Here is a 13,759-nt window from a genome sequence, read left to right as displayed (position 1 = left end):
TCCTGTCTCAAGGAGCCTCTTCATGTCGCCAGCCGAAAAACTGATTGAGAAATTCAAAAAAATCAGAACCCTTCCTCATATAGTCACTCGGCTGGTTCAACTGGTGAATGATGAAGAATCGACCTTGCAAGATTTTGAAGAAGTTATTCGCATGGACCCGGCCCTGGTCGCCCGGTTGTTGACCCTGGTGAACAGTTCCTATTTTGGCCTCACCCGCAAAGTCGATTCCATATCTCGAGCAGTTGCACTTTTAGGTATGAAAAATCTGCATAACATCGCAGTCACCGATGCCATCCAGGGCATGTTGGGCTCCCATTCAAGTGCCCTGGAGTTTTCCCCAGAACGATTATGGCTCCACAGCGCCGCCTCTGGAATCTGCTGCAAGATGATCGCTGAACGCATCTTCTCCATCAATGGAGATGACGCATATCTATGTGGCATCCTTCACGATATTGGACTTATTGTTGAGATGCAGGCGGAACAGGAAAAGTTTCTTCAACTTATCGAGCAACTGGTTCCGGGAGGACCGTCAATAACTGAACTCGAAGAAGAAATTTTTGAAACGGACCACAGCAAAATCGGCTACACCTTAGCCAAAGAATGGCGTATTCCAGATGCAATAGCCGAGGCTATTCGTGACCATCATGCCATCAATGGGGAGTCTACACCTCAATCCCCCACTGGTATTCTCCAGATGAGCGAATACATTATACAGCAACTCAATTACCCTGCGGTCAAAGAAGACCTGCCTCTCAACCTGACTCCCAGCCTGGCGGCTCACATTCACGAAAATGTGGAGGAGTACAAGGTTTTGGCCGAGGACCTACCAGAAGAGCTTGAAAATACACAAAAAATGTATGGCGGTTAAGGAGCAACCATGGTCATGTCATCGCTGTTTGCAGACCTTGTTGATCCAACGGGGGAACTGACAACCCTCCTGACTCACCTTGAACAGGAGACTCAGGATATTCTCTATTTCTGCCTGAACCAGACAGGCAAACATACCTCCTCTACAGACTTTCCCCTTTCTTCGGACGCCGCGATTACTGCAATAGGCGCCCATGAGGCCCAATCTTCCGAGGTCAGCTTTTCCCTTGAAGAACGCCCCTACTTTTTCCTTGCTGTCCCTGATCTTCAGGGGTTTGTCCTGGCAACCACCAATCGCCAGTGCTTGGAAATCACACCTGAAATTTTAAGTACTCTTGTTCAACTCTCGGTTCGTCTTTTTCTCTCCCATCGCGAGACGACTGAAACCGTGAACCGCCTCCGAATTCAAAAAAAACAGTTTGATCGGAAATCCGCAGTCTTGGAAAAAAAATTCCAGAACATAATGGCGGAAAACGAGCAAAATTATTTAAAGATACAGGAGCAGCAACGAAGCTATTCCGAGAGGCTGCAGGCAGAAATACAGCAGCAGACTGCAGAGTTGTGGACAGCCAAAAAAGCCGCCGAGGCGGCAAACGTCGCCAAAAGTGAGTTCCTGGCTGCTATGAGCCATGAGATCCGCACTCCCATGAATGGCATCATCGGCTTCACAGATATGCTGCTTGATACCGGCCTGGACCTGGAGCAGGAAGAATTTGCCCAGACCATCAAACGCAGTGCCGATGCCCTCCTTTCTCTTATCAACGATATCCTTGATTTTTCAAAAGTAGAGGCAGGAAAGCTTGACCTTGAATGCATAAATTTCGATCCGGAAATCACAGCCCAGGATGTCTGTGACCTTGTCCGGCCGAAGGTAGCCTCACGTCCTATTGAGGTCCTATGCCGCATTGATGATGCGCTTCCTGCAAACGTGATGGGTGATCCTGGACGGTATCGACAGGTTCTGGTGAACCTCATGGGAAACTCGGCCAAGTTTACCAAAAAAGGTGAGCTGGAACTCTCCATTGATGTCGACACAGAAACTGACGCAACAATTACCCTTCATGCCCGCATTCGTGATACCGGCATTGGTATTCCAGAAGAGAAACTCGAGTCTATTTTTGAGGCATTTAGCCAAGCGGATGGTTCTACCACACGCGAATATGGCGGAACTGGCCTGGGACTTTCCATCTGCCGGAAAATTGCCGGACTGATGGATGGAAATGTCTGGGCTGAGAGTGAAATCGGCAAGGGAAGCACCTTTCACTTCACAGCCAACCTGCAAAAATCCCCGGAAGAAAAGAAGAAAAATTTCAAAAAAGTTTCTCTGGTGAACAAGCGCATTCTGGTCGTCGATGATAACCCAACAAACCTCAGTATCGTCAGTCACATTTTAAAAGCTGCCGGATTGAAAGTTGAGGCTATTGAAGACAGTTCCCAGGTCGAGGCGATGTTGCAAAAGGCCATCGCCAAGGGAACCCTGCCGGATCTCATTATTCTCGACATCCAAATGCCTGCTCCTGATGGGTATGCCCTGGCCGAACTCATCCGGCACCGAACAAAGCCCACAGCTCATATTCCGCTTTTAGCCTATACCTCAACAACTGAGCGGAATGCACAGAAATGTAAAGACGCTGGTTTCGATGCATTTCTCACCAAACCGACCAGGCGAGAAATTCTTTTTAAGACCATCGAAAAACTCATAGCCAATGAGACGCCCCCCTCCACCAATGCTGAAAACGAAAAATTCATTACTCAGTACAGTGTCCGTGAGGAAATCAAACAGTCGATCCGCATTCTCTTGGCCGAAGATAATCCGGTTAATCAAAAGCTCGCAGTCCTCATTCTCAATAAAGCCGGCTACCAGGTCGAAGTAGCCAACAATGGACGTAAGGCTGTGGATACCTTTACTGCTCAGCCAGAATCCTTTGACCTTATCTTGATGGATATTCAGATGCCAGAGCTTGATGGCCTGGAAGCCACCAAAGAGCTTCGCTCGCGCGGATATGATAAAATCCCCATTATCGCCATGACAGCCAACGCAATGAAGGGTGATCGTGAAATCTGTCTGGAAGCGGGCATGAATGATTACATTACCAAACCAGTCAAAAGAGAAATCATTTTTGAGATAATTGAAAAATGGTTACACCGGGAACTCGGGCGATAGGTTTGTGAAACATGCTGATTTCTGTCCTGTTTTTTGGAGTTTTTCTCAGTCTCTTAACGGGCAATGTCTGAGCCAATGAAACCAACCTCTCGGGAGGCCGGTTCTTCCATAGGCTCATCCCTCCTTTGCCTGCTGCGTATTTTGTACAGGGAATTTTTTCTTCACCACATCCCCATGCGCGCAGCTGCGCTCACCTTTTCCATTATTCTCTCGATGGTCCCAATCCTTGCCCTGAGTACCTCCATCGTCAAGGGGCTTGGCAACGACCAACAACTCAAAACAGGCATCAGCCACCTGATTGACCAATGGGAGCCCATTGACGCCCCCTCCCTCCCTGCAGACTCAAAAGACAGCGGAAACCTTATTCCTCCCGAGGCCGTTTTACATCGTGCGACAGCCTTCATTTTTAACTATGTCGATCAGACCAATTTTGCAGCTCTTGGCCTTTTCGGCGTTTTTGCCCTGCTCCTCGCGACGTTTTTTGTTTTCTCAGCCATTGAAGATGCCCTGAATACAATCTGGCACACGCTCAACCGACGTGAATGGCACCGAAAAATTGTCGACTACCTGGCACTCCTGCTCTTTCTTCCCCTGTCTTTCAATCTGGCCTTTGCTCTTGAAGCGCTCTTCACCAGCGAAGATATCATGCACCGCCTGAACCAGATTTTTCCAAACACCATGGTGCAACTCCTGCTGTTTCAGGTTGCCCCTTTTCTCTTTATCGTCACGACACTCACCCTGCTCTATCTCTTTGTGCCCCAAAAAAAAGTCTCGATCTGGGCCGCACTTGCCGGTGGAGCAGTGTCATCACTACTCTGGATCATTATCCAAAAAATATATTTTGTTCTCCAATTGGGCGTAGCCAACTATAATATCATTTACGGTTCTTTCGCCTCCATCCCCCTCTTTCTTATCTGGCTGTACCATGGTTGGCTCTGCATCCTTCTCGGAGCACTGCTCTCCTATGCCCTGCAGCACAGGCACGACTACCAGTTCATCGCAAATGAGGGGGCGCTTCAACATCGGCTTTCCCTGGCAACAGACATTTTGCTGTTCATTTATCAAAATTACGGACAACGTATATCGACGACGGCTCAGTCTCTGCAAAATTGCCTGCCAGCAGCCTCATTGCAGGAAATTGAATCCGTACTTCAACTCCTCATTCAAGGCAGGTATATTACAGGTGATGGTGATGGTGAAGCCACCCGTTTTTTGCCCAGCGTTTCTGCCGAGCAACTCATGGCCTCGGAAATAATCTTTTTTCTTTTAGGAGATGAAAAAGCTCCATGGACGACAGAGGGAGAAAAACTGACTGCGGGCTGGCTCAATACTCTTCAGGAGTCGTCGCATATCCCTTTCTCCCAATTACTCAGGAGTGCCACCCATGACACAAGCGCTGCCCCAAACCATTCATCGGGTACTTGGCAGTAACAACCTTTTACTGCTTGTCCCGGGCGGATATAATCCCCCCCAATCAGATCAGGCCGCAAATTATATAGCGGATCTCGCTCTTTCCCTGACCAAGCAGTTAGAGTGCTACGGTGTCATCAACACAAAATACAAAGAGCAGATCATGGATCTGACAGATCTGCAGGTCGTAGAAAATAGACCACGGGTTAAAGAAGATTTTCTCTTACCCATTATTCGCTTCCAAAAAGAAATCAGCGGTAATGGGCTCCCTCCCCTCCTGCTTATGCTGCACCCCTTACCTGCAGAAGAGCGCCCGGAGAGCATGCTGCTGCTCGGTTACGGTCAAGGGGAGAGAAGCTCCCCTCACAGACCCCATCGCCCGACAATACCAGCCTCATTACTCTCAAAAATTCGCATATCTCTCGAGGATAACCATCTGAGCACCGCTCTTGTCGATGCAGAATCTCCACGATGCGGACACCAAGACAACCACCTGAATCAACTGTTTCGCAGCCAAAGCCGACCGGATCTTTTTAATCCGGAAGTCAACTCATTGATTTGCTACCTTCGACACGACCTTATCAGCGAGCAGCAGACAGCTCTCTCCATTGCGACCATTCTCGGAGAAAGCATCAAACCGTTTCTCACGACCATGTCCCTTGTGCGCACCGTTGACATTAACAGTATCGATACGGGGAGCAGTGAGGATCTACAGTTTATTTTCCGCCTCCAGGGGGATAGCCGCTATGTCGAGCTGATGCGGGAATCCTACATTGAGGAACTCGCCCAGTCAATTGATCGCAATGGCCTGCTGCACCCTCTGGTCCTGTTGAAAAAAAATAATGGCCGCTACAAAATCCTCTGTGGCTATCGTCGGTACCAGGCACTGAAACGACTGGGAAAACATGAAGTTGAAGCCAAAGTGTACCAGGAATCGGATTTTGCCGTTGAGGATTTTTTCAATATCTCACTGGCGGAAAACACCAAACGGAGAAACCTTAACCCCATAGAAATAGGAAATTTCCTTGAATCAGCGGCCTCTTCACTCGGGCTCAACAACGCTGAACTTGCTGAACAGTTTGGCGCAACCCTGGGCATTGGCAAGCCCGGACAAAAGGTTTCCCACTCAACCATACATAAATATCGCAAGGTCAACCAGATTCGTCTTCGAGGTGAATCCCCTGAAATCATCTCCGACGTTGTGAATGAAAAGCTTCAATTCTCCATAGCCTCTGAAGTCCTTGCACCGCTCAAGAACAGCAAAGATCGTGATGCACTCTATCTCGAGGTAATCAGGCCTTTTGGCCCCACTCGCCCCCAACTGACAAAGATCATCTCGCTCCTTCGCGATGTTGATCCAGAGCTCCACCTCGCCCTTGCCCAGAAAAAGGTGCAACAGAGCCTCGCCAAAAGCCTTGAAAATGCCCAGCCTGTTATAGCTCTGCTCAAATCTCTGGCGAGTCGTTCACTCCCCTCTAAAAATGTGGCAAGAAGTGCACTTGAAGACCGGGTTTCAAATCTCCGCAGCACTATTTTCGGTGAAAAAGCGACTAAACGGGATTTCAATGCAACAGCAAGCTCTAAGACCAAAAAGGATGAGCTGATTATTCAATTCCGCCTGAAAAAAGGCCAGGAGCAGGACACTCTGCTCCGTCTTCAAAAAGCTCTCCAGCAAAATGATTTGTTTGACGAGTCTGTCTCAAAATAAACAACAAAATGACTATTTTTCGCCTGCGAAAAGATCAACAAAACAGAATCTTTTCTGCGAGAAATAATTATACAACTCTCTGTTATTTCTTTTTTTTGCGCTAAGTAAAATAATTCTCATTTTCCACTTGCCTTTTCCTCGATGACCCCTATTATTGAAGAATAGCAATTGATAACGATTATTATTTATAAAAAAAGGAGCCCCCATGAGCGAGAACGAAAAACAGCACACCTGCCCCACCTGTAATGGAAACAAAGTCATCGAGGGTATTTGTGAGACCAGTAGTGAATGGCAAGGGAAATCCCAGGACGGCCAGCTCTGTACCCCTGACCAAACCTGCCCCACCTGCAACGGATCGGGTGTTGTAAAATAAGTCTTTATTCGGCATGTACTTGAATAAAAAAGGGGGCAATCAAATGATTGCTCCCTTTTTTTGTTTTTTTTGAAGTTCTCAAAAGCTTTAGAGTGTCTTCAATACTTAGATTTTTCAATCAAGGCCAGGTAAGCGTAGACTCCGAGGATTGTGAGAAAAAGCAATTATTCAAGATTCCCTAAAGTAGATGGCGTCGCCTGGGCTGACCAGTGAGTTAGACCAGTTTATTTGCCTCCATATGCAGGACCAAATCCAGCATGCGGTTGGAATAGCCCCACTCATTGTCATACCAGCTCATCACTTTCACAGTGGTCCCCAAAACTTTGGTGCACTGGCCATCAACAATGGAAGAATGCGGATCTCCCTGAAAATCAATAGAGACCAATGGCTCATCGGTATAGCCCAAATATCGACCGGCAGCGGCCTGAAGAGCTGCGTTCACCTCTGATACGGTCGTTTCCCGCTCCACCTCTATCACGACATCCACCAGAGAGACATCGGGCGTAGGAACTCGGACAGCAAGCCCGTCAAATTTATTTTTCAACTCCGGAATCACCAAAGCCACAGCAGCTGCAGCCCCTGTCTTTGTCGGTACCATGGAAAGGGCAGCGGCTCGTGCTCTACGTAGGTCGGAATGGGGGAAATCCAGAAGGCGTTGGTCACCGGTGTAGGCATGCACGGTGGTCATGAGCCCTCTTTTAATACCGAAATTATCGAGAATAACCTGGGCAACCGGAGCTAGGCAATTGGTCGTGCAGGAAGCATTTGAAACGACATGATGCGTGGTAGGGTCATACTCGTCTTCATTAACCCCCATGACAATGGTTTTCACCTCACCCTTTGCAGGTGCGGAAATAATCACCTTTGATGCCCCCACATCAATATGAGCTTTTGCTGATTCGAAATCTCGAAAATGGCCACTGCATTCAAGAATGTACTCGGCCCCCAGTGTTCCCCAGGGAATATCCCCGGGATTGCGGTGGCTTGACAAAGGGATTGATCTACCATCCACAATGATTGCATCATCCGTATTGGAAATTTCCTGCTCAGCCCTGCCCATGACCGAATCATATTTCATCAGATGAGCGATTGTTTTCGCATCTGTCAGGTCGTTGATACCCACAATTTCAATATCAGCAAACAGTGGGTCCGTACCCAACGCACGAAAAATATTCCTGCCAATACGACCAAACCCGTTAATTCCTACTTTTATGGCCATGATGTATCACTCCTCTCGTTAAGTTGTTGTTCTTCCCAGATAGACTACTTTCAAGCAGTTGGGCCAACATCGAGTACAAAAACATACAGTACTCGCTCTTGGGATTATCCATTGAATGTGTTTGCAAAAAGTGTTCGTCCAGAAACGAGGATTTTTGTTCAAGTTCAAGGCATGTGAAAAATTTTACCGCAGGCATATAGATGATATTCCGAGGATAAAATTTTAAGCATAACGCCGAAATTGAGCAAAAAAATCGTTTCTGGATGGGCACTAGATAACAATGGAGTTTTGGATTGGGAATATACCTGTGAACTTCTCATGCCAACTTGTTTATTCAATGAGCGTGAGCGCTTGTTGGTACAACGCTCTATACGCATCCATAACCTGTTGCCAGGTATGTTTTTGGTCAATACGACGTACAGCAGCCTGCTGAATCCCACGAAAACGTTCTGGCTCTTCTCTATACATGGTCAGGGCACGCATTAAGGTGAGCGTCAAAGCCGCAGCCTTGTCCTCGTCATAGCAAAACCCTGTTTCTTCATCAATAACCTTCACCAGCCCACCAACGCGGTGCACAACGGGAACGTTTCCCAGAAGCTGTGCCATATAGTCCGTTAATCCGCAGGGTTCATACTGTGATGGTATCAAAAACAAATCGCCAGCTGCATAGATGGCATTTGCCAGCAAAGGATCAAACCCCTTGAGAAAACACACCCTGTCATAGCCCTGCCGGGCAAGTTTCTTCAGTTGCTCCTCATAGATCGCTTCGCCGGAACCAAAAACCAGAAAACGGCAGGTCGCATCGGTTGCGAGTATATTTGAGATCGATTCTATTAAGGTATCCACCCCTTTCTGAGCAGTCAACCGACCAATAAATGTGCACAGGGGTTCTCCTGGAAAAAAAGAGAGGCTTCCAAACTGCTCGACTCCCTTCCAGCCCAGCCGATTGTTCAGCCGCTCGAGCAAATCTTGTTTACACTGTACTTTTCCTTCAAAATGCCCCTTGCGGACATCAAAACCCGCCTTGAGGTGTAACTGTTCCGGCCTGGTAGGATCGAAGGTTTCCGGATCTATTCCATTGGTAACGCCAGCAAGAGTCACCCCTTTTGCAAGCAAGGCATGCCCAAGCCAACCGGTCCGTACATCTTCATCACTTTGCTGGAGTTCTCGAGCATAATTTTCACTGACGGTATTGAGAATAGCGTACGAGGCCGCCGCAATAAATGGATCAAATTTTCCCGCCAGCAGCGAATTTTCCACTACTTTTCGAGGTAAGGAGGTAATGGCCTGGGCGAAAGGTAAATCAGCGACTTCCTGATGATACCCCACGCCAGCATTGTGCATCGTCACGACGGCCGCACTTGTATGAAAATATTGGCGATACCCACTGTTTTCCCGCATCATGGCAGGTAAGGTCGCAGTATGACCATCTTGGCAGTGAATAATGTCCGGGTGCTCCCCCAACAAAATCATGGTATCCAGGGACGCCTTTTGCAGAAGAATATTCATGGCAAAATAATCGTAATGACCTTGCCCCTGCTGCCTCCAGACCTGTGCCTTTGCCTCCTCTGCGGTGTAGGTGTAGACGCCCATTTTTTCAGCAAATCGTTCCGACTCGACCAGATAGACCTGAACCCCGTTCATGTTCGCCTGCCACAAAGCCACAGACTCCCTTCGTTCCCTTTCGACATAATTCATGTCCACAAGGAACCCTCGGGGGAGGGTGGTTTCCTTGATGACAACAGACTGGGTTCCTACTCCTGCCTCAATGAACCCAAGAGCTTTGGGGTCCATAAACCCATAGCGCGGCATAATAACGCAAACGTTCGTTTCTCCTGAACCAGCCAGGGCTTCTGCAAGTTGCCGCGAAACGTCTTTGACGCCACCGGCCCCGGCAAGGCCTGCGTACTCCCGGGTTACTATCCAGACGGACTGAATCGATCGACTCATGTATTGTTCTCGCTTGATAAAATTGCCTGATTTTGTCTTATCATTCTACGCCTGTGCCTCCTGCTCTCGTGTTTCAAGCCAGGCAAGAGCTAATGTCGTCAGCTGTTCCGGAGAATTTTTGCCAGCATCCAGACGTACATCTGCCCCCAAGCGGTAGAGCGGTCGGCGACGTTCAAGTATTTTTCGGGTAGACTCTTTTGATGAACCGTCTCCAGCTGATAGGCAGGGTCGCTGCTCAGAGGAGAGCGGATCAGCCTGAACGCGCTTATCGATTATTGTTGCATCTGCATCGAGCCAGAAGACGTAACTGTTTTTTCGCAACCGCTGCCACTGCTCCTGATGTTCGATAGCCCCGCCGCCAGTGGCAATGACATAGCCTTTGAAATGAGAGAGTTCATCAAGCAAGTGGGCTTCTGCCTTGCGAAAAAATGCCCATCCATGGGCACCCACCACCTCGCTCACGCTCCCGCCAAGTCGCTTGCTCAGCTCAATGTCCATATCCATATAGTCGAGCCCAAGTCGCTGAGCAAGAAGCCGACCAACCGTGCTTTTTCCTGTGGCTCTAAATCCGGTCAAAAGGATGTTGCTTTGATTGTTTTTCATACACACCTATAAAAAAGCATAAAAGATTGGGCCAACGCTATTCAAGAGGAAAGCGGGGCCAACACTTTTTTTCTTTTCTTTTTAATGAGCTATTCTTATTTTTTACACAGATTGACTATGGCAGAATATAGGGAATGGCGCTTGCTCACTATTGAAAATTCGCACCAGACATGAAGTATTTTTATTTTCACAGCAGCTCTTGTATATTTTCCTGCAGCACCCGCTGGGTATTGCGTTCCCAATGGTACAATACCTTCAAACAACTTGCCTCCGCGTGCCACCCATAGATATTAACCGGTAAAACAAACAGTTACATTCAAAACGGCCCCACTCAGAGCCTCTTTCAGGCAATTGATGTCCTCACATGTACGTTCATCGAATTGGGGGAGTAGTATGGAATATAAAGATTATTACAAAATTTTGGGAGTCGAACGTGATGCCTCCCAGGACCAGATCAAGCAAAGTTATCGCAAACTTGCCCGCAAGTACCACCCTGATATCAACAAAGAGGCAAGCGCCGAGAACACCTTCAAAGACATCGGGGAAGCCTACGAGGTGTTGAAAGACCCGGAGAAACGTGCTGCCTATGACCAGTTTGGCGCCAACTGGCAAGAAGGTCAAAACTTTGATCCGCCGCCTAACTGGGATGCGGGATTTGAGTTCCGGGGAGCTGGCTACACAGGTGCAGATGCCTCTGAATTCAGTGATTTTTTTGAATCCCTCTTTGGCAGAACCCAACAAAGTGGCCCCAGGCAGTATACATTTCGGATGCAGGGAGAGGATCAACATGCCAAAATCCTTATCTCTTTACAGGATGCCTACGCTGGTGGTCAGCGGACCATAACCCTCAATCGCCAGGTCATCAACCAGCAAGGCCAGATACAGATGCAACCGCATACATTAAACCTCACGATCCCCAAAGGTATTCTCGAGGGGCAACGTATTCGGCTTGAAGGTCAGGGAATGCCAGGCCATGGAGGGGCCCCTGCTGGTGATTTGTACCTTGAGATTGCCTTCGAAGAAGACCGCATCTTTCATGCAGAAAAACGAGACGTGCATCTGAGTCTGCCCGTCACCCCCTGGGAGGCCGCGCTCGGGGCCTCGGTCACCGTACCAACGCTTGGGGGCAAGGTGCAGTTAAAAATTCCGGCAGGCTCGCAAGGCGGGAATAAACTACGTCTCAAGGGGCGAGGTTTGTCCACTCCCACCCAGTCGGGCGATCAGATCGTCACCCTGCGTATCGTTGTCCCCGAGGCAAAAACCGAGGAGCAACGAGCACTCTATGAAGAGATGGCTAAAAAACTGCCCACTCATCCACGAACTGAATTAGGTGTCTGATATGTCAAAACAACTCACCTGTGTCACCGGTATTGTCCTGAGCGAGGAGAGTCGTTGTTCCCTGGCGGATCTCTGCCGACTGTGCAATGTCAGCGCTGAACTCATTGAAAACCTGATAGACGAAGGTATCCTCAGCCCGGAGGGATGCTCACCCAGAGAGTGGCAATTTCCCTTTGTTGCCGTTAAACGCGTCCAGACCGTCATCCGCCTGCAACAGGATTTACGGGTGAATCTTCCAGGATGTGCCCTGGCCCTTGATCTGCTGGACGAGATTGAATCCTTGCGCCTGCGTTCCCGAAGGCGTTAAAGCGTGGAATCAGTACTCTTTACCCTGCCCCCGCTCCCGCCCCCTTTTGATCAGATCGATCCGATCTCCTTTGGACTGGGAGTCGGGTGCAGTCTACTTCTTGCCATTGTCCTGCTTTTGCTCGTGCAGATGCGGGTCCAGCGGCGCCAGCTGACCCTAGCCCTGAAACTCGAACGCTACGAGGATGAGACGGATATTCTCCGACGCGAACTCGATGAAGTACGCCATGAATATGATTTACTCATTCGCGAGTGCAGACAGCTGGAGACGGAAAACGCCTCACTACAGACTTCCTACCGGGGACTCCAGCAACAGTTGCAGGAGCGAGAAATTCTGCTTGAAGAAACACGAACCCAGATCAAACGGGATTTTCAGATCCTGGCCGGTCAGGCACTGCAGGAGAAAGGCGAATCGCTTAATCAGCAGCATACCTCGACCCTGACCCACCTGCTCCGCCCTTTCCAGGACCAGATTCTTGCTTTTAAGAGCAAGGTTGAAGACATCTATGACCGCGATTCACGCGACCGTGTTTCCATGCTCAAAGAGATCGAGCATCTCAAAGAGCTGAACCAACAGATCAGCAGTGATGCCGCCAACCTGACCCAGGCCCTGCGGGGCAGTAACAAGCTCCAGGGGCAGTGGGGAGAGATGATTCTGGCAAAACTCCTGGAAAGCTCAGGACTGAGAGGCGGCAAAGAGTTCCAGACTCAGGTGCATCACCTCAGCCAGGATGGTTCGGCCCTACGCCCGGATGTTATCGTTCATCTTCCCGACGAACGGACAGTGATCATCGATGCCAAAGTCTCGCTCAAAGCCTTTCAGGATGCCCATAACACCGAAGACGAAAAGGAAAAGGCAATTTTTGTCAAGCAACACCTGGATTCGGTGAAAAAGCAGGTCAGTCTGCTTGCCGGTAAACAGTACCAGCAACTCAGCGAGGTGGGATCGCTGGACTTTGTCTTGTTGTTTATTCCCATTGAGGGCGCCTTCCAGCTTGCGGTGGAACAGGACCCTGAGCTTTTGGTGGCCTCCATGCAGAAAAAAGTCATCCTGGCAAGCCCCTCAACCCTGCTGGCCATTCTGCGCACCATCCACCATCTCTGGCGCCTTGACGAACAAAACCGCAACAGTTTAGTCATTGCCAAACAAGCGGGGAATCTTTATGATAAATTTGTTGGTTTCGCTGAAGCATTTGAGGAGATAGGCTTTCGTCTCACCCAAGCACAACAGTCCTGGCATACGGCCAGGAATCGCCTTTCCACGGGCCAGGGCAACCTGGTTTCCCGAGCGGAAGCTCTCAAACAATTGGGAGTACAGGCCTCAAAAGAACTGCCCGATTCCCTTTCATCCACCTCTTCTCTCTCAGGAGAAACATCATGAAGTATCTGAGCATCGTCCTTGCCTGTGTTTTTCTCTTTTCGCTCTCGTCCTGCGCCACCAAAGGACAGACTGGCGCGCTCGGTGGAGCTGCGGCCGGGGCACTGATTGGTCAGGCCATTGGCCACAACACAGGAGCAACGCTCATCGGGGCCGCCGTTGGCACCATGCTGGGTAATATCGTCGGTAACGAGATGGATAAGTACGATCGCGAACAGCTCAATCACACCTATGAGCGTGGTGTCTCCTACCAGCGTTCTGCCTGGGTGAATCCGGATACAGGCAACCAGTACATGGTTTCTCCCCAGCCAGCCTACCAGAACCCCAACACCAGCCGCATTTGCCGCCGTGCAGAGATTGAAGCCATAGTCGACGGCAAACCGCAAAAAACCTACAGCACCGCCTGCCGCGATGAGTATGGATCCTGGCAGTTGCAGTAAAGG

Annotated in this window: 12 protein-coding genes; 9 read left to right on the top strand and 3 right to left on the bottom strand. The window is 49.3% G+C overall.

Annotated elements, in window-relative coordinates; translation table 11 throughout:
- The first annotated feature begins 22 nt into the window (after positions 1 to 22).
- From JWJ90_RS08405 to JWJ90_RS08385, 5 genes are all read left to right on the top strand, one after another.
- Entirely contained in the window at positions 23 to 868 is an 846-nt protein-coding gene (locus JWJ90_RS08405) for an HDOD domain-containing protein (protein WP_205226769.1), read from the top strand.
- A gap of 9 nt (positions 869 to 877) precedes the next feature.
- Positions 878 to 3,031, top strand: coding sequence for a response regulator (locus tag JWJ90_RS08400; RefSeq protein WP_205226768.1), 2,154 nt, complete (start codon positions 878 to 880; stop codon positions 3,029 to 3,031).
- 75 nt (positions 3,032 to 3,106) lie between these two features.
- Positions 3,107 to 4,462, top strand: coding sequence for a YihY/virulence factor BrkB family protein (locus tag JWJ90_RS08395; RefSeq protein WP_205226767.1), 1,356 nt, complete (start codon positions 3,107 to 3,109; stop codon positions 4,460 to 4,462).
- The gene (locus JWJ90_RS08390) at positions 4,416 to 6,149 is read left to right on the top strand and encodes a ParB/RepB/Spo0J family partition protein (protein ID WP_205226766.1); all 1,734 of its coding nucleotides are present in this window, start codon (positions 4,416 to 4,418) and stop codon (positions 6,147 to 6,149) included. The genes JWJ90_RS08395 and JWJ90_RS08390 overlap by 47 nt, the downstream gene beginning before the upstream one ends.
- Positions 6,150 to 6,354: 205 nt before the next feature.
- The gene (locus JWJ90_RS08385; protein WP_205226765.1) at positions 6,355 to 6,522 is read left to right on the top strand and encodes an ankyrin; all 168 of its coding nucleotides are present in this window, start codon (positions 6,355 to 6,357) and stop codon (positions 6,520 to 6,522) included.
- Between the two features lie 214 nt (positions 6,523 to 6,736).
- Here JWJ90_RS08385 and gap read toward each other — a convergent pair whose 3' ends face one another.
- From gap to JWJ90_RS08370, 3 genes are all read right to left on the bottom strand, one after another.
- On the bottom strand, positions 6,737 to 7,741 hold the full coding sequence (gene gap, locus JWJ90_RS08380) for a type I glyceraldehyde-3-phosphate dehydrogenase (protein ID WP_205226764.1): 1,005 nt from the start codon (positions 7,739 to 7,741) through the stop codon (positions 6,737 to 6,739).
- Between the two features lie 330 nt (positions 7,742 to 8,071).
- Positions 8,072 to 9,691 carry a glycogen synthase gene (locus JWJ90_RS08375; protein WP_205226763.1) on the bottom strand — a complete coding sequence of 540 codons (1,620 nt, stop codon included), beginning with the start codon at positions 9,689 to 9,691 and terminating at the stop codon, positions 8,072 to 8,074.
- A gap of 45 nt (positions 9,692 to 9,736) precedes the next feature.
- The gene (locus JWJ90_RS08370; RefSeq protein ID WP_205226762.1) at positions 9,737 to 10,294 is read right to left on the bottom strand and encodes a shikimate kinase; all 558 of its coding nucleotides are present in this window, start codon (positions 10,292 to 10,294) and stop codon (positions 9,737 to 9,739) included.
- A 393-nt stretch (positions 10,295 to 10,687) separates the two neighbouring features.
- Between JWJ90_RS08370 and JWJ90_RS08365 the strand changes: the two genes are divergently transcribed.
- Genes JWJ90_RS08365 through JWJ90_RS08350 form a run of 4 tightly spaced genes read left to right on the top strand, consistent with a single transcriptional unit; the run spans position 10,688 to position 13,756 of the window.
- Complete coding sequence (locus JWJ90_RS08365; RefSeq protein ID WP_205226761.1) at positions 10,688 to 11,632, top strand: DnaJ C-terminal domain-containing protein; 945 nt, start codon at positions 10,688 to 10,690, stop codon at positions 11,630 to 11,632.
- 1 nt (position 11,633) lies between these two features.
- A complete protein-coding gene (locus JWJ90_RS08360) occupies positions 11,634 to 11,939 on the top strand; it encodes a chaperone modulator CbpM (protein WP_205226760.1) in 306 nt (101 codons plus the stop codon).
- 3 nt (positions 11,940 to 11,942) lie between these two features.
- Entirely contained in the window at positions 11,943 to 13,319 is a 1,377-nt protein-coding gene (locus JWJ90_RS08355; protein WP_205226759.1) for a DNA recombination protein RmuC, read from the top strand.
- On the top strand, positions 13,316 to 13,756 hold the full coding sequence (locus JWJ90_RS08350; RefSeq protein WP_205226758.1) for a glycine zipper domain-containing protein: 441 nt from the start codon (positions 13,316 to 13,318) through the stop codon (positions 13,754 to 13,756). The genes JWJ90_RS08355 and JWJ90_RS08350 overlap by 4 nt, the downstream gene beginning before the upstream one ends.
- Positions 13,757 to 13,759 lie beyond the last annotated feature (3 nt).

The sequence above is a fragment of the Desulfobulbus rhabdoformis genome (assembly GCF_016919065.1).
Taxonomy (GTDB): Bacteria; Desulfobacterota; Desulfobulbia; order Desulfobulbales; family Desulfobulbaceae; genus Desulfobulbus; species Desulfobulbus rhabdoformis.
Note: the sequence above shows the minus strand (reverse complement) of the source record. Positions and strands in the feature narration are given on the sequence as shown.